We start from the raw sequence: 22,673 nt of genomic DNA on the forward strand, positions 1-22,673 counted from the left end.
CCTTACCGCATCAGGCCGGCGGAGCGCAGCGCGGCCTCGATAACCGCCTGCACGCCTTCTGGCTGAGCCGGTGGCGGCGGCGTGGGCGACCGGGTGAGCTTGGGCTCGGCGACCGTCGGAGATGTCGGGGTGGCCGTCGAGACGGCGACCCCGTCGAGCAGGCCCCAGCCGGCGGCGATATGGCGGGTGGAGGAGGTGCCGACATCCAGCATGAACGCACCGGCCGCGCCGACGCCCTCGGTTCCCTTCGTGTCCAGCGGCGTGCCGTGGCCCATGCCGGCGATACGGTGGTCCTCGATCACGACGCGGCCCCGGTCGTCGAGCCATTGGCGGCGGGGATGACCGTCGATCCGGTCGGTGCGGTCCGGTTTGGCGGCGACGCCGTGGATCAGGCGCCACTGGCCGATGATCGCATCGGCGTTCTGGACGTTGACGGTGCTGTCCGCATCGCCGTGCCACACCGAAATCGTAGGCCATTGCCCGACATGGGGAGAGGCGTCGCGGACCAGCGTGGCGTAGGCGGCGGCATCGACATGGCCCTGTCCCCGCATCCGCTCCATCGCCTGCCCCACCGAACCGGCGGCACCGTGCGGCAGGCCGGCGATGATCGCCCCGCCGGCGAACACATCCGGATAGGTCGCCAGCATGGCCGACGTCATGCCACCACCCGCCGACAGGCCAGTGATATAGACGCGTGCCGGATCGATGCCGTGCCGGTCGATCATCGTAGCGACCATCTGGCGGATAGACAGCGCTTCGCCCGATTCGCGGGTGGTGTCGGCGGCGGCGAACCAGTTGAAGCACAGGTTCGGATTATTCGCGCGCTGCTGTTCGGGCAGCAGCACGGCAAAGCCATGCCGCTCGGCCAGCGCCGACCAGCCTGAACCATGGTCATACCCCGCAGCGGTCTGCGTGCAGCCATGCAGGACGACGACCAGCGGGACGGTTTCAGTCGCGTCCGGCGTGTAGTAAAAACCCTTCAGTCCACCGGGGTTGCTATCCGTCATCGACAGCGGCGTCAGCCGGTCATTGTCGATGGCGCCGCCCATCTGGCCCGACATGGCGGACATCTTGTTCAGGCGGGACAGGGTATCGCTGATGCTGGGCATAGGGGCTCCGTTGGGCCGTGGAGCGTGACGCATCCGATCGACGGCGTCCATGCTGCAATGCAACATATGAGGGCGGCGTAGCGGGATGCAAGGGAGTTTGCGCGCTCGTATCGGGACAGTTGGTGATAGCAGACCGGCACGACGATAGATCAAGCACACGCTACGCCAGGAAAGCCGCCATCCGCTGCGTGGCCGGGGCCGACAGGATCGCGCATTTTGCCAGCCAGTCGTCGTCGAAATAGGTGGCGGCATAGCGGTCGCCACCATCGCATAGCAATGTGACGATGCTGCCCTGCTCACCGGCCGCCGCCATCTCCTCGACCAGCGCGGCGCACGCCCACAGGTTGGTGCCGGTCGATCCGCCGACGCGGCGGCCGAGGCGATCGGACAGGGCGCGCATCGCGCCGACGCTGGCGCAGTCGCCGACCGCGATCATCCGGTCGATCACCGAGGGGAGGAAGCTGGGCTCGACGCGCGGGCGCCCGATCCCCTCGATCCGCGAGGCGCAGCCTTCGGGCAGTTCGGTGACGCGGCGATCGGCGAAATGGCGGTGGAAGACCGATTGTTCGGGGTCGGCGACGCATAATCGCGTGGCGTATCGCTGATACCGGATGAAACGGCCGATGGTGGCCGAGGTGCCGCCGGTGCCGGCGCCGCAGACGATCCAGCGGGGGATCGGATGCTCCTCATGCGCCATCTGCGCGAAGATCGATTCGGCGATGTTGTTGTTGCCGCGCCAGTCGGTGGCCCGTTCGGCATAGGTGAACTGGTCGACGAAATGGCCGCCGGTCTCCGCCGCCAGCCGGTGCGACACGTCGTACACGGTGCGCGGATCGTCGACCATGTGGATCTCGCCGCCATGGAAGCGGATCGCGTCGAGTTTCGGCGCGGCGGTCGAGGCGGGGACGACGGCGATGAAGCGCAGGCCCAGCATTTTGGCGAAATACGCCTCCGACACGGCGGTCGATCCGGACGATGCCTCGATCACGCAGGTGTTCGGGCCGATCCACTCGTTGCACAGCGCATAGAGGAACAGCGAGCGGGCGAGGCGATGCTTCAGGCTGCCCGTCGGGTGCGAGCTTTCGTCCTTCAGGTACAGCGTGATGCCCGGATAGCGCGGCAGGTCGACGCGGATCAGGTGGGTGTCGGCGGAGCGGTTATAGTCCGCCTCGATCCGCCGCACCGCCTCGTTCAGCCATGCCCGGTCGACCCGCGATACGGTCATTGCAGGCCGTGGCGCACGAGCATCGCGGTCGGTTCCGGATCGCGGCCGCGGAACGCGCGGAAGCTGTCGGCGGCGGGACGGGTGGCGCCGCGCGCCAGCACCTCGTCGCGGAACAGGTCGCCGGTCGCGCGATCGACCAGACCATGTTCGGCGAACCGCTGGAAACCGTCCGCCGCCAGCAGTTCGGCATAGAGATAGCTGTAATAGCCCGACGCATAGCCGCCCGCGAAGATGTGGCTGAACGCGTGCGGGAAGCGATGCCATGCCGGCGGACGGATCACCGCCACCTCGTCACGCACCGCCTCGATCACCTCGATCGGGTCGCTGCCCATGGTGCCGAGGTGGAGCAGCAGGTCGAACAGCGCGAATTCGACCTGACGCAGGATGAACAATCCGGCCTGAAAATGCCGCGCCTTCAGCATCCGGTCGAACAGGTCGGCGGGCAGCGGTTCGCCCGTCCGGTGATGCCCCGACATGCCGGTCAGCACGTCCCGGTCCCAGGCGAAATCCTCCATCAACTGGCTGGGCAGTTCGATCGCATCCCATTCGAAACCGCTGGTGCCGGCGATGCTCGGCCGGTTCACGCGGGTGAACAGATGGTGGAGGCAATGGCCGGTTTCGTGGAGCAGCGTCGTCACGTCGTTGTGACTGAGCAGCGACGGCGTCTCGTCGGTATTGGGGGCGAAATTGCAGATCAGATAGGCGACCGGCACCGTCACGGTGTTGCCGTCCTGCAGGCGGGGCCGCGCCTGCTGCATCCACGCGCCGCCACGCTTGCCGGTGCGGGCGTGGAGATCGAGATAGAGGCCGGACGACACGGTGCCATCCTCGTCCAGCACGTCGAAATAGCGTGCATCGGGGTGCCACAGCGCGACGTCGTGGCGTTCCTGCAACCGGATGCCGAACAGCCGGCCGAGCAGCGTCTGCCAGCCGGCCATGACGCGGGTCACGGGGAAGTAACCGCGCACCTCCTGCTCGTCGACAGTGTAGCGATCCTGCCGCAGGCGGTTCGATACGAAGCCGACATCCCATGGTTCCAGATCGGCGATGCCCAGCCGTTCGGCAGCAAACGCGCGCAGTTCGGCGAGATCGCGCTCGCCGGCGGGCCGGGCGCGACGGGCGAGGTCGCGCAGGAAGGTGAGCACCTCGCCGGCATTGGGCGCCATCTTGGTCGTCAGCGACCATTCGACCGGATCGGCGAACCCGAGCAGCCCGGCCGCCTCGCGCCGCAGTTCCAGGATGCGGGCGATGCGGGCGCTGTTGTCGAACTGGCCGGCGTGCGGCCCCTGATCGGAGGCGCGGGTGGCCGAGGCGCGATAGACGCGGGCGCGCAGATCGCGGTTTTCGGCGAAGGTCAGGACCGCGCCGACGCTCGGCCCCTGCAACGTGACCAGCCAGCCCAGCTGTTCCTTCGCGGCAGCGGCGGCGGCGAACATCGCCTTGTCGGTATCGGAAATGCCGGCGAGGTCCGCCTCGTCCGTTACCAGTTCGTTCCACGCGTCGGTGGCATCCAGCACCGCGCTGCCGAATTCGTTCGACAGGCCGGACAGCTCGACCGACACCGCCTTGAACCGGTCGCGCGCTTCCTCCTCCAGCGCGACGCCGGACAGGGTGAAGCTGCGGATTTCGCGCTCCACGGCGACACGGTCGGCATCGGGTAGCTCGGCGAAGGCGGGCGAGGCGGCGAGCGCGACCAGCACGTCGTACAGGTCGCGGTTCTGGCCGACCTTCATGCCGTTCTCCACGAGCCGCTTCTGCCCCTCGGCATGGGCGGCGCGCAGTTCGGGCGTATCGGCGACGCCGTGCAGATGCGACACCGCCGACCAGATCGCGCCCAGCGCGGTATCGGCGCGCTCATAGGGCAGCCAGACGTCGGCGAAGCCGGTCGGTCGGTCGCGGGTCAGCTGCTCCACCACCGCTTCATGATCGGCGATCGCGGTGTCGAGCGCGGGGGCGATCGCTTCGGGCGTGATGTCGGTGAAGCGGGGGAGGGCGGTGGCGTCGGCGAAAGGATTCATGACCGGCATTTGATGGATACGCCGCCGCCGTTCAAGAGCCGGTTCGAGGACAGCCGTCTATCGCGGACGATAGCGCAGGCCGATCCACAGCGTGCGCGGCGTGGCGCGTTCGACGATGTTCGCGCCGCTGATCCCCGCCTCGACCCGTTCGTCGAACAGGTTCTCGCCGCGCGCCTCGACGCTGAGCGCGGTGGTGAGCGGGAGCGCCAGATAGGTGTCGAGCGTGGTGGCGGATGCCAGCGTGCGGCTGTTCTGGTCGTCCTCGAACTGGCGGGCGACGTGGCGGACGGTGACGGCGGCGGCGATGCCGCGATACCGGCCGTCGATCGTGGCGGACACCTGATCGCGCGGCGTCTGGGCGGGGCGCAGGCCATCCAGCGCGAGCGCCGTGCCCGATGCCCTGACCCGCGCATCGACATGGCTGTACGACGCGGTGAGGCCAATCGGGCCGGGCCGCCAAGACGCATCCACCTCGATTCCGTTCGATCGCACCGCATCCAGATTCTGCCGGATACGATAGATGCCGCCGGCTGCGACGAAACCGACCAGCGGGAAGGTGCCGGGGCCGGTCCCGGCGCTGACATTGGCGATCGCGTCGTCCAGCCTGCTGTGGAACGCGGTGGCGGCGATGCTGGTCGTGGCGCTGGGGGTCAGAGTCACGCCGCCCTCCACGCCGGTCAGCCGTTCGGGTGCCAAGGCGGCATTGGCGGCAGTGGCGTCGGCGCCGACGCGGAACGGGCGGTACAGCTCGTTGAGTGTCGGCAAGCGCCAGCCGCGATAGGCGGCGGCGCGCAACGTGACCGGCGACGCGACGCTCCATGCGATCCCGGCGCGGCCGGTCGCTTCGGTCCCCGTCCGGTCGGCGAAGGCCAGGTCGTTGATCGCGCCGCCGGTGGCGATCGTGTTCTCGCGCAGGAAGCCGCCACCGATCCGCCACCAGTCGATCCGGCCGCCCAGCGACAGCGTCAGGTCGCCGGCCTGAACGCTGCCGTCCGCGAACAGGCCGCCGGTCAGGTTCTCTCCACCGGCGATGCGGCGGCGGGTGGGGCTGGCCGCGACGAAGGTATAGCGTTCCTGCGTCTGCCCCTTCACGTCGCGCACGTCCGCGCCGATGCGCAGGGCGATCGCTTCGCCCAATGGCGGCTGCACCTCCACCCTCGCGCCGATGCCGGTGGCGGGGGTGTTGTACTGGTCCAGCGTCTGCGTCGCGGTGGTACGTGCGGCGTTGATCGCGGCGAAGCTGGAGGCGAAGGCGCGCGTCTGGACATAGCCCAGCGCCGACCAGCCCCAGCGGCCCCGCCCGACCAGACGGATGCTGGCGTCCGCGCCCTCGCTCCTGTTGGCGGTAAACGGCGTACCGCGTTCGCGCGTGTCGGTGAAGGCGGCGGCGTTGACCTGCAATTCGGTATCGGGCGCCAGCGCCAGCACGGTGCGGATCGCGCCCGATGCCTGTTCGTAACCGGCGGGGCGGTCGATCAGGCCGCGATCCTCAGCGACGGTCGGGGTGAAACCGTCGCCGCGGGCATAGGCGCCCGATATCGTCGCAAAGCCGCCCGACCGGACCAGTGCGGCCGATCCTTGCGTCTCGACCGAATCGCGGCTGCCATAGGCCACGCTGCCGATCAGCGGGGCGAGCGCGGTGGGCGCGGCGCTGTCCATCTCGACCGTGCCGGCCAGCGCCCCGGCGCCGTAAAAGCCGCTGCCGCCGCCGCGCGTCACGCGGATGCGGCCGATCCGGTCGGTGGCATAGGCGGGAAAGGCGACCCAGCCGCCGAACGGATCGGTCTGCGGCACGCCGTCGAGGATCAACAGCGCGCGGCTCGATGCGTTGCCGCCCAACCCGCGCAGGGTGATGCCCTGGCTGGTCGGATTGGCGCTGCGGCTGTCGGAACGGCGAAACTGCTGGAGGCCGGCGACGTCGGCCAGCACGCTTTCCAGCCGGTCGGACGCGTTGGTCTCGATCCGGGTGCGGTCGATCGTGACGATATCGAACGCGCGGTCGCCGGGCTGGTCGGCCAGCCCGCGGCCGGTGACGACGATCTCGGGCGCTTCCGTCGTCTGGGCGACGGCGCCGGTGGCGCAGCCGGCAAGCAGCAGCGCGGCGTGGCGGATGCCGATCATCGTGGCAGGTTCCTGAAGCGAAGGCGGATTTGATCTCCGCTTAGCAGGCGGATCGCACGGTGCCACCCCGACCTTTCGTCCCATGCCGCACTTGAGCGGCAGGGATGCTGCCTCTAAGGCCCGTGGCCAAGGAGAGCGATATGCGAAACATCGATCATCTGATCGCCGGTACAGCCGGGGTCGGGGGCGGCAGGACGGCCGACATTTTTGATCCAAATAACGGATCGGTACAGGCCCGCGTGCCGCTCGGCACCGCCGCCGATCTGGACCGGGCGGTCACCGCCGCCCATGCCGCGCAGCCCGGCTGGGCCGCGACCAACCCGCAACGCCGTGCGCGCGTGATGTTCCGGTTCAAGGAACTGGTCGAACGCGAGATGGATGCGCTCGCGCACCTGTTGTCGTCCGAACACGGCAAGGTGATCGCCGACAGCAGGGGCGATATCCAGCGCGGGCTGGAGGTGATCGAATTCTGCTGCGGCATCCCGCACATCCTGAAGGGCGAATATACGCAAGGAGCCGGCCCCGGCATCGACGTCTATTCGATGCGCCAACCGCTGGGGCTGGGCGCGGGCATCACCCCGTTCAACTTCCCCGGCATGATCCCGATGTGGATGTTCGGCCCCGCCATCGCGTGCGGCAACGCCTTCATCCTGAAACCGTCGGAACGCGACCCCAGTGTCCCCGTGCGTCTTGCCGAACTGATGCTGGAGGCCGGCGCGCCCGAGGGCATTCTTCAGGTGGTACACGGCGACAAGGAGATGGTCGACGCAATCCTCGATCATCCGGGTATCGCGGCGGTCAGCTTTGTCGGATCGTCCGACATCGCGCACTACGTCTATCGCCGCGGCGTCGATGCCGGCAAGCGCGTGCAGGCGATGGGCGGGGCCAAGAACCACGGCATAGTCATGCCCGACGCCGATCTGGATCAGGTCGTCGCCGACCTGTCAGGGGCTGCCTTCGGTTCGGCGGGTGAGCGGTGCATGGCCCTGCCTGTCGTCGTGCCGGTCGGTGACAAGACCGCCGATCGCCTGCGCGATAAACTGATCCCCGCCATCGCCGCGCTCCGCGTCGGCGTGTCGACGGATGCCGACGCGCATTACGGCCCAGTCGTCAACGCAGCGCACAAGGCGCGTGTCGAGGACTGGATCCAGACCGGAGTCGACGAAGGCGCCGAACTGGTCGTCGATGGCCGTGGCTTCTCGTTGCAGGGGCATGAGCAGGGCTTCTTCATTGGCCCGTCGCTGTTCGATCACGTGACGACGGCGATGAAGAGCTATCGCGAGGAAATCTTCGGCCCCGTGCTTCAGATCGTCCGCGCGCCTGATTTCGAGACGGCGGTGCGCCTGCCTAGCGAGCATCAGTATGGCAACGGCGTCGCGATCTTCACCCGCAATGGCCATGCCGCACGCGAATTCGCGGCGCGGGTGAATGTCGGCATGGTCGGCATCAACGTGCCGATCCCGGTGCCGGTCGCCTATCACAGCTTTGGCGGGTGGAAGCGTTCGGCGTTCGGCGACATCAACCAGCACGGCACCGAGGGCGTACGCTTCTGGACCCGGACGAAGACGGTGACGCAACGGTGGCCGGACGGTTCGGTGCTGCCCGGCGGTAGCGAGGGTGGCGGACCTTCTCGCGTGCAGGATGCGTTCGTCATCCCGACCATGGGTTGAGGAACATGACCATGAAGACACAGGCGATATTCGGCCTCGCCCTGCTGCTCGCCGCGTGCGGATCGAGCGACGAGGCCGGCAACAACAGCGCGGGCGAGTCGTCCGGCGGCGGTGCGGCGGTCGAACAGACGCCGGCCAATCTGATGGAGGACCCGACCAACAGCGTCGTGCCGCTGACGCCGCCCGGTTCCAGCCCGACGCCCATGGCGAGCGCGACTCCCGTCGCGGCGCTGCCGGACGCGTACCGGGGGCGCTGGGGCATGACGGTGGCCGATTGCAATCCGGCCAAGGCCGATGTCGCCAAGGGTCTGATGGTCGTCGCGGCCGACCGCCTGACCTTTTACGAATCGCGGGCGACGCCGGCGAACATCCGCCTCGACACGCCAGCCCGGCTGACGACCGACCTGAACTTTTCGGGGGAGGGCCAGACCTGGACCCAGACCGCGACGATGACACTGCTGGACGATGGCAAGACGCTGGTCCGCGAAGTCACCAAGGGCGACGATCTCGGCATGAAGGGCGCGCAGCGGTATAGCCGTTGCCCGGGCGCGGTGTCGTGATGCAGTTCGACATCACCGACGACCAGCGCGAAATCCAGGAATTGGCGCGTCGCTTCACCGCCGACCGGATCACCCCGTTCGCGGGCGAGTGGGACGAAAAGCACATCTTCCCGCGCGACACGATCAAGGCGGCGGCCGATCTGGGCTTCGCGGCGATCTACGTCTCCGAAGAGTCGGGCGGCATCGCGCTGGGGCGGGTCGAGGCCGCGCTCATCATGGAGGCGATGGCCTATGGCTGCCCCTCCACCGCGGCGTTCATCTCGATCCACAACATGGCGGCGTGGATGATCGACCGGTTCGGGTCGGCGGCGGTGAAGGCGAAATACCTGCCCGACCTGGTGACGATGGACCGGCTGGCGAGCTATTGCCTGACCGAACCGTCATCGGGATCGGACGCATCGGCACTGACCACGCGCGCGGTACGCGATGGCGACGATTACATCGTCAGCGGCTCCAAGCAGTTCATCTCCGGCGCCGGCGAGAACGAGGTCTATGTCGTCATGGTCCGCACCGGCGTGGACGGACCGAAGGGCATTTCCTGCCTCGTCATCGAAAAGGATATGCCCGGCGTGTCGTTCGGCGCCAACGAGCGCAAGCTCGGCTGGCATTCGCAACCGACCCGTCAGGTAATGTTCGATAACGTCCGCGTGCCCGCCGAAAATCTGGTCGGCTTGGAGGGTGAAGGGTTCCGCATCGCGATGACCGGGCTCGATGGCGGCCGGCTGAACATCGGCGCCTGTTCGCTGGGCGGCGCGCAACGCTGTCTGGACGAGGCGATCGGTTACACCAAGGATCGCAAACAGTTCGGCAAGCCCATCGCCGATTTCCAGAACACGCAGTTTACGCTAGCCGACATGGCGACCGAACTGGAGGCGGCCCGAGCGCTCCTTTATCTGGCGGCGGCCAAGGTGACGGCGGATGCGCCCGACAAGACGCGCTTCGCCGCCATGGCCAAGCGGCTGGCCACCGATACCGGATCAAGCGTGGTCGACCGCGCCCTGCAACTGCATGGCGGCTATGGCTATCTGATGGATTATCCGATCGAGCGTTTCTGGCGCGACCTGCGCGTGCATTCGATTCTTGAGGGGACCAATCAGGTGATGCGGATGATCATTGGGCGTGAGTTGACGAAGGCATGACCGCCCAGGTGATCGTCACCACCGATGGCGCAGCCGGCCGTATCAGGCTCAACCGTCCCAAGGCGCTCCACGCCCTGACGACGGACATGTGCGCCGCCATCCTCGACGTGCTGGAGATGTGGCGCGAGGATGGCGAGGTCGGGGCGGTCGTGCTCGATCATGCCGAGGGACGCGGCTTCTGCGCCGGCGGCGATATCCGGATGCTGGCTGATAGCGGCGCGGGCGACGGCGCGGCGGCGCGGGCATTCTTCGCCACCGAATACCGGATGAACCACCGGCTGTTCACCTACGCCAAGCCGACCGTGGCGTTCATGGACGGCGTGACGATGGGCGGCGGCGTCGGCCTGGCGCTGCCGTGCCGGTTCCGCGTGGCGACCGAGAACACGAAGTTCGCGATGCCCGAAACCGCGATCGGCCTATTCCCCGATGTCGGCGGCGGCTGGTATCTGTCGCGCCTGCCGGGGCGGATGGGGCAGTTTCTGGCGCTGACCGGGCATCGGCTGAACGGGGCGGAGTGCCTCGCGCTGGGGCTGGCGACACATTACCTGCCCGCCGACCAGATCGAGGAAGCGAAGCGGCGGATCGCCGCCGATCCGCAAGGCATCGACGCCGCACTGGACGAAGTGGCGGCATCGCCGCCCGATGCGGCCGTAATGGCGCATCGCGACACGATGGACCGGTTGTTTGCGTCGGACGATCTGGACGAGGTCTTCACCGCGCTCGCCGACGATGGCGGCGAATGGGCGGCGGCGCAGCTGGCGACCTTACGCACCCGCTCGCCACAATCAATGAAGCTGTCGCTGAAGCTGCTGCTCGACGGTGCGACGATGGCTACGTTCGAGGACGAGATGCGGCAGGAATACGCGATCGCCACGCGCATCGTGCAGCGCCACGACTTCGCCGAGGGCGTGCGCGCGGTGATCGTCGACAAGGACAATGCCCCCCGCTGGAACCCCGCCACGCCGGAAGCGGTTAGCGACCACCTGATCGATCAGATCGTCGCACCGTTGCCCGATGGCGAGGCGTGGACACCTTTTTGACGAAATGAGGATCGAATGGCCAAATACGATACGCTGATCGTCGAACATCGCGGGGCGGTGACGCTCGTCACGCTGAACCGCCCGCAGGCGCTGAACGCGCTGAACGGGCAGATCCTGACCGATCTGCTCGCGGCGATGGCCGCGTACGATGCCGATCCCGGCCAGCGTTGCGCAATCATCACCGGATCGCCCAAGGCGTTCGCGGCCGGCGCCGACATCAAGGAGATGCAGGCGCAGGGTTTCGCCGCCATGTACGGGCACGACTTCTTCGCCGGCTGGGACCGCTTTGCCGCCACGCGCAAGCCGGTGATCGCGGCGGTGGCGGGCTATGCGCTGGGCGGCGGGTGCGAGCTGGCGATGATGTGCGACTTCATCCTGGCCGCCGACACCGCGAAGTTCGGCCAGCCGGAAATCAAGCTGGGTGTCACCCCCGGCATGGGCGGATCGCAGCGCCTGACCCGCGCAGTCGGCAAGGCGAAGGCGATGGAGATGTGCCTGACCGGCCGGATGATCGATGCGGCCGAAGCGGAACGCGCGGGTCTGGTCGCGCGCATCGTGGCGGCCGACGATCTGGTCGAGGAAGCGGTGAAGACCGCCACCGTCATCGCCGGCATGGCGCCGCTCGCGGCGATCGCCAACAAGGAAATGGTGCTGGCCGCGTTCGAAACAGGCCTTGCGGCGGGCGTGCAGTTTGAGCGGCGGTTGTTCCACGGCCTGTTCGGGACGGCGGACCAGACGGAGGGGATGGCGGCCTTCGTGGAGAAGCGGCCGGGAGTTTGGACGGGAAGCTGACCGGCAATTCCCTGCCCGCGAACGGGAGGGGAGCAAAAAAGAAGTTAGGAGAGAGAGCATGGCACGCATTGCCTTTATCGGCCTGGGCAACATGGGCGGCGGCATGGCCGCCAACCTCGCGAAAGCCGGGCATGACGTCCGCGCGTTCGACCTGTCGGCGGACGCGCTGACCCGCGCCGAAGCCGCCGGGTGCCTGCCCGCCGCCGATGTGGTCGCGGCGGCCGATGGGGCGGAGGTCGTCGTCACGATGCTGCCCGCTGGCAGTCATGTCGAACAGGTCCATGCCGACATCCTCGCCGCGCTGCCGCCCGCCGCCCTGCTGATCGACTGTTCGACCATCGACGTCGCCACCGCCCGGCGCGTTGCGGAGGGAGCGACTGCGCGCGGGCTGGCGGCGGTCGATGCGCCGGTGTCTGGCGGGATCGCCGCCGCCGGGGCCGGCACGCTGACCTTTATGGTCGGTGGCAGTCAGGCCGCATTCGACCGGGCGCATCCGATCCTGGCAGCGATGGGCAAGGCGGTGATCCATGCCGGTGGCGACGGCGCGGGGCAGGCGGCGAAAATCTGCAACAACATGCTGCTGGGCGCGACGATGATCGCCACGTGCGAGGCGTTCGCGCTGGCCGACAGGCTGGGGCTGGACGCGCAGGCATTTTACGACATCGCCAGCGTGTCGTCGGGCCAGAGCTGGTCGATGACGAGCTATTGCCCCGTCCCCGGCGTGGGGCCGGAGACGCCGGCCGATCACGACTATCAGGGCGGCTTCGCGGCGGCGCTGATGCTGAAGGATCTGAAGCTGGCGCGCGAGGCGGCGGCCGATGTCGGTGCCGCTACCCCGATCGGGGGCCATGCGTGCGATATCTATGCCGATTTCGTCAAGGGCGGCGCGGGACGGCTCGACTTTTCGGGCATCATCCGGACGTTGTGACGGTCAGCCGCACAGGTCGGCGGGCGGGCCGGCGAATTGCGGCTGGTTGGCGAGCGCCGGCGACGGGCCGGGCCGCGACAGGTCGATGGCGCCGGCATAGAATGGATCGGCCTGCGCCCTTTCCAGTGTGGTGAAGCGGAAGCCCATCGACCGGTAGAGCGCGATTAGCCGGGGAAGCATCCGCGCATCGAGTGCCCCGACATGCATCAGCAGCACATAGGGGATGTCGCGTCCGACCTGCGCCGTTGCATTGGCGCGCGACGCCAGCGCGGCGGTGCGGGCGTCGTTCAGGAATCCCTGTTCCAGCTGCGCGACGGCGGCGTCGTTCCCCTTCGCCAGACAGGCGGCATAGGGTGCGTTCCAGGCGTAATCCGAAAAGCCCATCGTTACCGCCGCGATGCGATAGCCACGGTCGCGCAGGGTGGCGCGAATCTGGCTTTGCACGACGGGCGACCGACCCTCGGCCAGAAACGGATAGCGGAACCAGCGCCAGTCCGCGCGCGCGCCCATGGCGGCGATCAGCGGCGCTTCGTTGGTGACGATATCGGTCATGAAGGCCGCTGCGCCGACGGCGTCGAGATTGGCATGGGTATAGCCATGGTTGCCGATCGGCAGGCCGGCGCGGCGCCATGCGGCGATCGCGCGCCCGGCATCGGGATTGTCGCGCTCGATGCCGCCGTTCAGGAAGCCGAACGCGGGCACACGCTCCGCCGCCAGCCTGGTGGTGATGGCGCGGATGATGCCTTCGCGCGTCTCACCGGGCGGCAGGGCACCGTGCGCGGGCAGGTCATCGAAGGTGATGGCGATGACGGGCGCCGACTCGGGCGGCTTTGCGGTTGATGCACCGCCGGCGACAGCTGCCAGCAACAACACGATTCCCGCTCGACCGATCATCCATCACTCCATTAAACCAGCAATCCTGCCCTAAGTGCCCATCGTCCGCGTGTCATTTGTTGACACACAGGCGGCGGATCACCAACGTCCGCCCATGCCTACCAATAGACTGTCCCGCAACATCTCGCTGACGCCCGAACTGGGCGGCTTCATCGAGGATCAGCTCGCATCCGGCGATTACGGTAACGCCAGCGAGGTGGTGCGTACCGCATTGAAGCTGTTGCGAGCGCAGGATGCCGGGGCGTTGACAGGGCTGCCCGCGACATGGCCGATCGGCGGCGGCGAGTGCGGCGACCTGATCCGGCGCTTTGACTGGGCGGCTACCTCGCTGGGCGCGATCGACGGCTGGTCGACCGAGCTGCGCACGACGGTCGGCAACGCGGTCAATTCGCCGGTGGCGAAGGTGGTGATGTGGGGACCGGACCATGTCATGCTGTACAACGACAGCTATCGCGCGGTGGCGGGTGATCGCCATCCGGCCGCCTTGGGCCATCCCGTCGCCACCGCTTTCCCGGAAGTCTGGGACTGGAACCAATCTGTGCTTGCGGCGGCGCGGCGGGGGGAAGTGGTGGCGCACCATGACCAGCCGATCACGTTCCACCGCGCGGATGGCGACGAGACGCTGTTCCTCGACCTGTTCTACACCCCCGTCTATCTGGCCGATGGTCGCGTCGGCGGCGTGATGTGCACGCTGGTCGACAACAGCGGCCGGGTGGAGGCGGAGCGGCGGCTGGCCGCCAGCGAGACGCAATTGCGTCAGATCACCGACGCGGTGCCGATGCTGGTATCCTATGTCGATCGCGATCATGTCTATCGCTTCGCCAACGAGGCGTATCAACAGTGGTTCGGTCGATCGCCGGACAAGATCGTCGGGCGACCGGTGCGCGATATCGTCGGTGATGCCTTTTACGGACACCGACGCATCGCGATCGACCGGGCGTTGGGCGGCGAGGGATTTGCCGACGAAACCGTGCTGCCGGACCGCACCGGCCGGGCGCGGCGATGCGAGATACGCTACATCCCGCACGTCGCGGCGGACGGGTCGGTCGCCGGCGTCTATATCTTGGGCATCGATATCGAGGAGCGTGCCGAGCGCGAAGCGGCGCTGGCGCACAGCAACGGTCGTTTCCGCACCGCGATGGATGCGGTTCACGGTGTCTTGTGGACCAACAGTGCCGATGGCCAGATGCAGGGCGAACAGCCGGGCTGGTCGGCGCTGACCGGGCAGTCGGTCGACGAGTATCAGGGGTTCGGCTGGGCAGATGCGGTGCATCCCGACGATGCCGCGCCGACGATCGCGGCGTGGAATGCGGCGGTCGAGGCCCGGTCGATGTTCGTGTTCGAACACCGCGTCCGTCGCCATTGCGGCACTTGGCGGATCTGTGCGGTTCGCGCCCTGCCGATCATCGACGATGCTGGTGAGATCGTCGAATGGGTCGGCGTCCACACCGACATCACGCATCAACGCGCCGCCGAAGCGGCGTTGCGCGAACAGGCCGAACACCTCGCCCGGCAGGTGCTTCACCGTGAGCGGGCCGAGGATCAGTTGCGCCAGCTAAATGACACGTTGGAAGCACGCGTCATCGCCGAGATCGGCGAGCGTCGTCAGGCCGAGGCGAAACTGGCCCAGGCGCAGAAGATGGAAACCGTCGGCAAGCTGACCGGTGGTGTCGCGCATGATTTCAACAACCTGTTGCAGGTGGTGTCGGGCAATCTGCAATTGCTGGGCAAGGATATCGCCGGCAACGACCGTGCCGAACGCCGCGTTGCCAATGCGATGGCGGGCGTGTCGCGCGGGTCGAAACTCGCCAGCCAGTTGCTCGCCTTCGGTCGTCGTCAGGCGCTGGAGCCCAAGGTCGTCAACGTTACGCGCTTCGTGCGCGGGATGGACGACATGCTGCGCCGCGCGATCGGCGAGGGGGTGGAGATCGAAACGATCGTCGGCGGTGGCCTGTGGAACACCTTCATCGATCCCGCCCAGATCGAGAATGCGCTCCTCAATCTGGCGATCAACGCCCGCGATGCGATGGAGGGGCGTGGCAAGCTGACGATCGAGCTGGGCAATGCATCCCTCGACGCCGACTACGCCCGCGCGCACGACGATGTGGACCCGGGCCAGTACGTGATGCTCGCGGTATCCGACACCGGCAGCGGCATGACCCCGGACATCATCGACAAGGTGTTCGAACCGTTCTTCTCGACCAAGGTCGAGGGCAAGGGATCGGGGCTGGGCCTGTCGATGGTCTATGGCTTCGTCAAACAGTCCGGCGGCCATGTGAAGATCTATTCCGAGGTCGGCGAGGGGACGACGATCCGCCTGTACCTGCCCCGCGCGATGCAGAGCGAGGATGTCGAGGTCGCGGTGGATAACGGTCCGATCGCCGGCGGCACCGAGACGGTGCTGGTAGTCGAGGACGACGTCGAGGTGCGCGCCACCGTCGTCGAAATGCTCACCGATCTCGGTTATCGCGTGCTGAAGGCGGTCGACGCGGACAGCGCGCTCAACGTGATCGAAAGCGGCATCCCGATCGACATGCTGTTCACCGACGTGGTGATGCCGGGCACGCTGAAAAGCCCGGAACTCGCCCGGACGGCACGCCTCCGCCTGCCGCATCTCGCGGTGCTGTTCACCTCGGGCTATACTGAAAACTCGATCGTGCATGGCGGCAAGCTGGATGCCGGCGTCGAACTGCTGTCCAAGCCCTACACGCGAGAGGCGCTGGCCCGAAAATTCCGCCACGTCCTCGCCAATCAGGGTCAACGATCGATCGCCGCGGAAGGGACAGATACGCCGGCTGTATCGATGGAGAGAGCGCCGGCCCCCGCCACCGAAGCGCTGCCCGCCCGTCGCGGCGTGGTTCTGCTGGTGGAGGATGACACACTGATCCGCGCGGCGACCGCCGACATGTTGCACGAGGCGGGTTTCGTGGTCGTCGATGCCGCGAGCGCGGAGGAGGCGATGGCCGCGTTGCAGACGGTGGCGATCGACGCACTGGTAACGGACGTGAACCTGCCGGGCCTGTCCGGTCCTGAATTCGCGGACAAGGCTCGCACGCTGCGGCCGGGGGTCGGCGTGGTCTTCGCCACCGGCGATACCGCGGCAGTGGCGGGGACGGATGCGGTGATTCTGTCCAAACCCTACCGCGGCGCCGCGCTGTGTGCGGCGGTGGTGACGGCGCTGGGTGACCGGACCGTCGCCGAACAAGACGTGTCGGTGCCGGCCCCGTCCGTCTAAATGCGCCGACCGTGACGAATGACATATTTGTCATGTCTGCGTCACGGCCCGGTATGCCGGGATAGCCTATTCCGTCTCTCGACAGCAGGGCCGCCCACCGCAGCGGCCTTTGCGACAGAGTTGACGAGATCGGTGCCCGACACTCCCGGGGGTGCCGTAGGGCCGGCGGAAAGGATGCTTTCCGCCGGCTTTTCCTGTATTGGACCAAAGGGTGAGCGTAGAGCGATGAGCCGCAAGATCCTGATCGTCGAGGACGACGCCTCGACCGCCGCCTATCTGGCGAAGGGCCTGGCCGAGGCCGGTTATGCGGCCGAGACTACCGACAACGGCCGCGATGGCCTGTTCCTGGCAAGCGAGGGCGTGTTCGACCTCATCATCGCCGATCGCATGCTGCCCGGTCTCGACGGCCTGTCGATGGTCGGCGCGCTGCGCGCTGCCAAGGTCGCCACCCCCGTCCTCGTCCTGTCCGCGCTCGCCTCGGTCGACGACCGGGTCGATGGGTTGAAGGCAGGCGCCGACGATTATCTCTGCAAGCCCTTCTCGTTCGCCGAACTGTCCGCCCGGATCGAGGCGCTGGTGCGCCGTTCCGATCGCGCCGCGACCGAGCCGCAGAAGACCAAGCTGTCGGTCGGCGATCTGGAGATCGATCTGTTGTCGCGGCATGTCAGCCGCGCCGGTCGTGCGATCCCGCTGGGCGGTCGTGAATTCAACCTGCTCGAATTCCTTGCCCGCCATGCCGGCCAGGTCGTCACTCGCACGATGATGCTGGAGAAGATCTGGAACTATCATTTCGATCCCGGTTCCAACGTGGTCGACGTGCATATCGGCCGCCTGCGCCGCAAGCTGGAGGACGGGTTCGGCTCGCCGATCCTGCACACCGTGCGCGGTGCCGGGTATCGGCTGGCGGCGGACGGATAACTTGCCCGTATGAGGTTGTCGGTCACGGCGCGGATCGCGCTGCTCGCGATCGCGCTGGCGCTGGTGTCGAACCTGGTGCTGGTCGGCTTCGTCTGGAAATGGACACATGACGACGCGATCGCGGCGACGCGACGCGAGATGACCGAGCAATCCGACGCCTTGCTGTCGATCTGGCGCAGCGACGGCCTGCGCCCGCTGGCCGCCGCCGTGCAGGACGCGCGGCCCCCCGGCGACGTGTCGCTGGTCGTCGCGGTGCTGGACGCGGAGGGGCGGCGGCTGGCCGGCTATGCGCCGCCGCGCGTGTCGGTGCCGCTGCGCCCGACCCGCTTCCGCGTCGATCGGCTGGGCGTGACGGGGACATGGGAGCAGCACGACACCGGCTATATCCTCCAGCCGATCGGCGCCAACTGGCTGCTGACCGGCCGCACCCTCGATGTGATCGAGGCGGAACAGCGCGCGATTGAGGGCGCCCTGGCGCTGGCGGTCACACTGTCGCTGGGGCTGGGCATCGGTGCCGGGCTGGTGCTGACCCGCTATGTGGGCAAGCGGCTGAACCGGATCGCCGGGGTGATCGAGGCGGCGGGCGAGGGCGATCTGTCGCGCCGGGTCGAGATGGTGGCGGGCGGCGCCGATTCGTTCGATCGGCTCGCCGCGCGCCTGAATGCGATGCTCGGCAAGGTCGAACGGTTGATGACCGAACTTCGGCTTGTCACCGATAGTCTGGCGCACGACCTCCGCTCGCCGCTTGCGCGCCTGCGCACCAAGACCGAACAGGCGGTGATGGCCGGCGATCCGCAGGCGCGTGAGGCGATGCTCGGCGGTCTGCTGGTCGAAACCGATCTGGTCATGCGGATGCTGACGATGGTGATCGAGATCAGCCGCTCCGAATCGGTATCGCGCGACCGGTTCACGCTGGTCGACCCGGTGGCATTGATCGAGGAGATTGCCGATCTCTATGGCCCGGTTGCCGAAGAAGCCGGGCTGGAATTCTTGGTCGCCATCGACATCGCGCCGCCGCCGATGCGCCTGCACCGCGAATTGCTCAGCCAGGCCGTCACCAACCTGATCGACAATGCGCTGAAACACGGGGTGCCACGGCAAGGGGCGGGCGGCGGCGTCGTCACGCTGCGGCTGGCGCCGCATCCCATCGGCATCGCGGTGCAGGTCGAGGATCGCGGCCCCGGCATCGCGCCGGCCGACCGCGCGGAGGCGCTGCGTCGTTTCGGCCGACTCGATATCGCGCGCACCACGCCCGGTGCGGGGCTGGGCATGTCGCTGATCGATACCGTCGCACGGCTGCATGACGGGCAATTCGAACTGGACGATAACCGACCCGGTCTGATCGCGCGCGTCATCCTGCCCCGCTAGTCACGAAAGGAATTTTTAACCGCGCGATGATAGCCATTAGGGCATGATAGCTCCCACATACTTTATCGAGCCGGACGCGGCGAACGAGTTCCTGCGGTTGACGCTGACCGGGGACTGGGACGTCGCGATCAGCCAACGATTCGCGGCCGATGTCGCCCGGACGTTGAGGGAGATGATCGGGCAGGGCGCGCGACCCGGCCACCTTCGCACGTTGATCGATATGCGGCGCAAGAGCCTGTTGCCGCAGAACGCCGCTGCGGAATTCGCCAAGATGGTCCGCCCCGACTCGCCGTCGAAGCGGATCGCGATGCTCGTATCGGGGGCGATCCACCGGCTTCAGGCCAGGCGCATGTCCGGTGAGCGTCATCAGGTCTTCGGATCGGAAGAGGCGGCGATGGCGTGGCTGATGGACCCGTCGGCCCCGCCGAGGGTGTTCGATATGGCGGCGGCTTCGGCGGGATGATCGCACGCCCCGTGAAGGGATGCGCCCGATAAACTGATCCGCTACCAGATGGTGATGGATGCCCTGACCGCGTTCGGCCTGTTCGCCGTCACCTTCATGCTGATCTGTTATGTGCTGGAGGACCGGGCGCCGTTCTGGACGTTCCTGTTCGCGATCGGTTGCCTGATGGGGTCGGCCTATGGCTTCTTGCAGGGCGCATGGCCGTTCGGCGCGGTCGAATTGATCTGGTTCGTCGTGGCCCTGCGTCGCTGGACGGGCCTGCGGTCGAAGGCGCGGGCGGCGGCTGGATCGGGGGCGGAACCGATCGCTTGACTTGGCGTTGCGCGGCGCTTACCTGATCTTTACCCCGATCCACCGGTTCCGGCGGCGCTTTTTGGCGTACGTCGCAATTTTGCGTTCGGGTTCATCGCGTCGAGATAGCGATCGTGCTGCCATGCCGATTGCTGTGGAGCTAGGAGAAAAAGAACATGGCACGTATCGCGGGTGTGAACATCCCGACCAACAAGCGCGTGGTGATCGCGCTGACCTACATCCACGGCATCGGCCCCGCCAATGCCAAGAAGATCACCGAGAAGCTGGCCATCGCGCCCGAGCGTCGCGTGCAGGACCTGACCGATCAGGAAGTGCTGCAGATCCGCGAAGCGATCGATGCCGATTACAGCGTCGAGGGTGATCTCCGCCGCACCGTGGCGATGAACATCAAGCGTCTGATGGATCTCGCCTGCTATCGTGGTCTGCGCCATCGTCGTGGTCTTCCCGTCCGCGGCCAGCGCACGCACACCAATGCGCGCACCCGCAAGGGCAAGGCGAAGCCGATCGCGGGCAAGAAGAAGTAAAAACAGTCCGGGGGACTGTTTTCAACTTCTTCTCCGCCGGAGGCCGGTCGATAGCCGACAGCCTCCCGGTTGCAGTATCAGGGATTTAGGATCACAAAATGGCACGTGAACCGCAGCGCATTCGCCGTCGCGAACGCAAGAACATCACCGCCGGCGTCGCGCATGTGAACGCCAGCTTCAACAACACCATGATCACCATCACCGACGCGCAGGGCAACGCCATTTCGTGGTCGTCCGCCGGTGCGATGGGCTTCAAGGGTTCGCGCAAGTCGACCCCGTATGCGGCACAGGTCGCAGCGGAAGACGCTGGCAAGAAGGCCGCCGAGCACGGCGTCCGCACCATCGAAGTAGAGGTCAAGGGTCCGGGTTCGGGCCGCGAGTCGGCGCTTCGCGCGCTGCAGGCGGTCGGTTTCCAGATCACCTCGATCCGCGACGTGACGTCGATCCCGCACAACGGTGTGCGCCCGTCGAAGCGTCGCCGGGTCTGATTTGGTCGCCTGCTTGGCGGGCGTCTGATCTTTCAGGCGCCGACTGACGAGTCGGCGTCTTCTATACCGAGGCGGTTCCCCAACCGCCTCCAACCCAGGGGAACCCCGTGGCTGTCAATGCAAAGAACTGGCAGGAACTCAAAAAGCCGAACGGCCTGGAGAAAAAGGGCGGTGACGGCAAGCGCAAGGCGACGTTCGTTGCCGAGCCGCTGGAGCGTGGTTTCGGCCTGACGCTCGGCAACGCCCTGCGCCGCGTACTGCTCTCCTCGCTTCAGGGCGCGGCCGTCACCTCGATCAAGATCGAGAACGTGCTGCATGAGTTCTCGTCGCTCGCCGGCGTGCGTGAAGACGTGACGGACATTGTCCTGAACGTGAAGCAGATCGCCATCCGCATGCAGGGCGAAGGCCCCAAGCGCCTCCAGCTGTCGGCCACCGGCCCCGGCGAGGTGAAGGCGGGCGATATCGCCGTGTCCGGCGATATCGAGGTCATGAACAAGGACCTCGTGATCTGCCATCTCGACGAGGGTGCGACGCTCAACATGGAGCTGACTGCCGACGTCGGTAAGGGCTATGTTCCGGCCTCCGCCAATCGTCCGGCCGACGCACCGATCGGGCTGATCCCCGTCGATGCGCTGTATTCGCCGGTACGTCAGGTATCGTACAAGGTCGACCCGACCCGCGTCGGGCAGGATCTCGATTACGACAAGCTGACGCTGACGATCGAAACCGACGGCACCGTGACCCCGGAAGACGCGGTCGGCTATGCCGGTCGTATCCTTCAGGACCAGCTGGCACTGTTCGTCCACTTCGACGATTCGTCGATGACCCGTTCGGCCCCGATCGGCCAGGCGGCGGCACCGACGGCCGGTGGCGCGGAGCCTGCTGGCGATACCCAGCAGATCAACCGTTACCTGCTCAAGAAGGTCGACGAGCTCGAACTGTCGGTCCGCTCGGCCAACTGCCTGAAGAACGACAACATCATCTATATCGGTGATCTGGTCGGCAAGACCGAGGCGGAAATGCTGCGCACGCCGAACTTCGGCCGCAAGTCCTTGAACGAGATCAAGGAAGTGCTGTCGTCGATGGGTCTGCGCCTCGGCATGGAAATCCCCGGCTGGCCGCCTGAAAACATCGAAGAGATGGCCAAGAAGCTGGAACAGGAAATTATGGGCTAAGCCGCATCGGGATAGCGATGCTATCCCGAAGACGGTGCCGCCCGGCCGGCGGGTCGGCCTCGGCCGATCCGTCCGACGTTGGACGCGGGCTTTGCCCGCGTCCCGTCCGGCCAAGGCAAAAAGGTCCGGTTTACGCCTAACCTTAGCCTAACTTTCCAAATGGGTTTCGGGTGGTGGCCCTCATTCTCACCACCTGGTTTCGGGTTCCGTCGAACGGCCCGTCAACGAACTGAAGGAAGAATATCATGCGTCATCGCGTCGGCGGCCGTAAGCTACAGCGTACCTCGGCCCATCGTATCGCCCTGTTCCGCAACATGGCGGCGGCCCTCATCAAGCACGAGCAGATCACCACGACCGTCGCCAAGGCGAAGGAGCTTCGCCCGTATGTCGAGAAGCTGGTGACGTTGGCGAAGAAGGGTGGCCTGTCCAACCGTCGTCTGGCCCATGCGCGCCTTCTGGACGACGCCCAGCTCATCAAGCTGTTCGACGTGATCGGCACCCGCTACGCCGACCGCAACGGCGGCTACACCCGCATCATCAAGGCCGGCCCGCGCCAGTCCGACGCATCGCCGATGGCGATCATCGAGTTCGTCGATCGCGACGTCTCGGCCAAGGGCCAGGATTCGGGTCCGGTCATGAACAATGACGAGGATTACAACGAGGCCGCCTGATCCGGCGATCGTTACGTTTGCTG

Annotated in this window: 20 protein-coding genes; 15 read left to right on the forward strand and 5 right to left on the reverse strand. The window is 67.0% G+C overall.

Annotated features, from left to right (window positions below):
* Positions 1 to 2: 2 nt before the first annotated feature.
* The 4 genes from ASG67_RS00545 to ASG67_RS00560 form a co-directional block, all read right to left on the reverse strand.
* Positions 3 to 1,109 (reverse strand): alpha/beta hydrolase family esterase, encoded by a 1,107-nt coding sequence (locus tag ASG67_RS00545; protein ID WP_056523843.1) that lies wholly within the window; start codon positions 1,107 to 1,109, stop codon positions 3 to 5.
* A gap of 160 nt (positions 1,110 to 1,269) precedes the next feature.
* A complete protein-coding gene (locus tag ASG67_RS00550) occupies positions 1,270 to 2,334 on the reverse strand; it encodes a PLP-dependent cysteine synthase family protein (protein ID WP_056523846.1) in 1,065 nt (354 codons plus the stop codon).
* Positions 2,331 to 4,361, reverse strand: coding sequence for a M3 family metallopeptidase (locus ASG67_RS00555; protein ID WP_056523849.1), 2,031 nt, complete (start codon positions 4,359 to 4,361; stop codon positions 2,331 to 2,333). Before ASG67_RS00555 ends, ASG67_RS00550 begins: the two co-directional genes overlap by 4 nt.
* 48 nt (positions 4,362 to 4,409) lie before the next feature.
* Positions 4,410 to 6,473, reverse strand: a complete 2,064-nt coding sequence (locus ASG67_RS00560) for a TonB-dependent receptor (protein ID WP_056523851.1) — start codon at positions 6,471 to 6,473, stop codon at positions 4,410 to 4,412.
* Between the two features lie 140 nt (positions 6,474 to 6,613).
* Between ASG67_RS00560 and ASG67_RS00565 the strand changes: the two genes are divergently transcribed.
* From ASG67_RS00565 to mmsB, 6 genes are read left to right on the forward strand one after another with little or no spacing between them, the layout of a single operon-like run.
* The gene (locus tag ASG67_RS00565) at positions 6,614 to 8,143 is read left to right on the forward strand and encodes a CoA-acylating methylmalonate-semialdehyde dehydrogenase (protein WP_056526124.1); all 1,530 of its coding nucleotides are present in this window, start codon (positions 6,614 to 6,616) and stop codon (positions 8,141 to 8,143) included.
* 11 nt (positions 8,144 to 8,154) lie between these two features.
* Entirely contained in the window at positions 8,155 to 8,703 is a 549-nt protein-coding gene (locus ASG67_RS00570; protein ID WP_156460588.1) for a hypothetical protein, read from the forward strand.
* Complete coding sequence (locus tag ASG67_RS00575) at positions 8,703 to 9,842, forward strand: acyl-CoA dehydrogenase family protein (RefSeq protein WP_056526126.1); 1,140 nt, start codon at positions 8,703 to 8,705, stop codon at positions 9,840 to 9,842. Before ASG67_RS00570 ends, ASG67_RS00575 begins: the two co-directional genes overlap by 1 nt.
* A complete protein-coding gene (locus ASG67_RS00580; protein ID WP_056523859.1) occupies positions 9,839 to 10,882 on the forward strand; it encodes an enoyl-CoA hydratase/isomerase family protein in 1,044 nt (347 codons plus the stop codon). The genes ASG67_RS00575 and ASG67_RS00580 overlap by 4 nt, the downstream gene beginning before the upstream one ends.
* 15 nt (positions 10,883 to 10,897) lie before the next feature.
* Positions 10,898 to 11,674 (forward strand): enoyl-CoA hydratase, encoded by a 777-nt coding sequence (locus ASG67_RS00585; protein WP_056523862.1) that lies wholly within the window; start codon positions 10,898 to 10,900, stop codon positions 11,672 to 11,674.
* Positions 11,574 to 12,602 carry a 3-hydroxyisobutyrate dehydrogenase gene (gene mmsB / locus ASG67_RS00590; RefSeq protein ID WP_414887295.1) on the forward strand — a complete coding sequence of 343 codons (1,029 nt, stop codon included), beginning with the start codon at positions 11,574 to 11,576 and terminating at the stop codon, positions 12,600 to 12,602. The genes ASG67_RS00585 and mmsB overlap by 101 nt, the downstream gene beginning before the upstream one ends.
* A 3-nt stretch (positions 12,603 to 12,605) precedes the next feature.
* On the opposite strand, the gene ASG67_RS00595 is transcribed toward mmsB, so the two are convergent.
* Complete coding sequence (locus ASG67_RS00595) at positions 12,606 to 13,496, reverse strand: polysaccharide deacetylase family protein (protein ID WP_056523871.1); 891 nt, start codon at positions 13,494 to 13,496, stop codon at positions 12,606 to 12,608.
* Between the two features lie 94 nt (positions 13,497 to 13,590).
* Here ASG67_RS00595 and ASG67_RS00600 point away from each other — a divergent pair, with 94 nt between their 5' ends.
* The 9 genes from ASG67_RS00600 to rplQ all read left to right on the forward strand — a co-directional run bounded on the left by ASG67_RS00600 (position 13,591) and on the right by rplQ (position 22,650).
* Positions 13,591 to 16,731, forward strand: coding sequence for a type II toxin-antitoxin system ParD family antitoxin (locus ASG67_RS00600; protein WP_082543215.1), 3,141 nt, complete (start codon positions 13,591 to 13,593; stop codon positions 16,729 to 16,731).
* 225 nt (positions 16,732 to 16,956) lie between these two features.
* The gene (locus ASG67_RS00605) at positions 16,957 to 17,649 is read left to right on the forward strand and encodes a response regulator transcription factor (RefSeq protein WP_056523874.1); all 693 of its coding nucleotides are present in this window, start codon (positions 16,957 to 16,959) and stop codon (positions 17,647 to 17,649) included.
* Positions 17,650 to 17,658: 9 nt separating this feature from the next.
* Complete coding sequence (locus ASG67_RS00610) at positions 17,659 to 19,017, forward strand: sensor histidine kinase (RefSeq protein WP_056523878.1); 1,359 nt, start codon at positions 17,659 to 17,661, stop codon at positions 19,015 to 19,017.
* A gap of 43 nt (positions 19,018 to 19,060) precedes the next feature.
* Positions 19,061 to 19,480: an STAS/SEC14 domain-containing protein gene (locus ASG67_RS00615; protein WP_056523880.1), complete on the forward strand. Its 420-nt coding sequence runs from the start codon at positions 19,061 to 19,063 to the stop codon at positions 19,478 to 19,480.
* Positions 19,481 to 19,534: 54 nt separating this feature from the next.
* Positions 19,535 to 19,792 carry a hypothetical protein gene (locus ASG67_RS00620; protein ID WP_056526132.1) on the forward strand — a complete coding sequence of 86 codons (258 nt, stop codon included), beginning with the start codon at positions 19,535 to 19,537 and terminating at the stop codon, positions 19,790 to 19,792.
* Positions 19,793 to 19,947: 155 nt separating this feature from the next.
* Positions 19,948 to 20,316, forward strand: a complete 369-nt coding sequence (gene rpsM, locus ASG67_RS00625) for a 30S ribosomal protein S13 (RefSeq protein WP_056523881.1) — start codon at positions 19,948 to 19,950, stop codon at positions 20,314 to 20,316.
* A gap of 98 nt (positions 20,317 to 20,414) precedes the next feature.
* Positions 20,415 to 20,804, forward strand: coding sequence for a 30S ribosomal protein S11 (gene rpsK, locus ASG67_RS00630; RefSeq protein ID WP_056523882.1), 390 nt, complete (start codon positions 20,415 to 20,417; stop codon positions 20,802 to 20,804).
* 107 nt (positions 20,805 to 20,911) lie between these two features.
* Complete coding sequence (locus ASG67_RS00635; RefSeq protein WP_056523884.1) at positions 20,912 to 21,979, forward strand: DNA-directed RNA polymerase subunit alpha; 1,068 nt, start codon at positions 20,912 to 20,914, stop codon at positions 21,977 to 21,979.
* A gap of 245 nt (positions 21,980 to 22,224) precedes the next feature.
* Positions 22,225 to 22,650, forward strand: coding sequence for a 50S ribosomal protein L17 (gene rplQ / locus ASG67_RS00640; RefSeq protein WP_056523887.1), 426 nt, complete (start codon positions 22,225 to 22,227; stop codon positions 22,648 to 22,650).
* Positions 22,651 to 22,673: the final 23 nt, after the last annotated feature.

The organism is Sphingomonas sp. Leaf339 (assembly GCF_001426195.1).
Lineage (GTDB): Bacteria > Pseudomonadota > Alphaproteobacteria > Sphingomonadales > Sphingomonadaceae > Sphingomonas.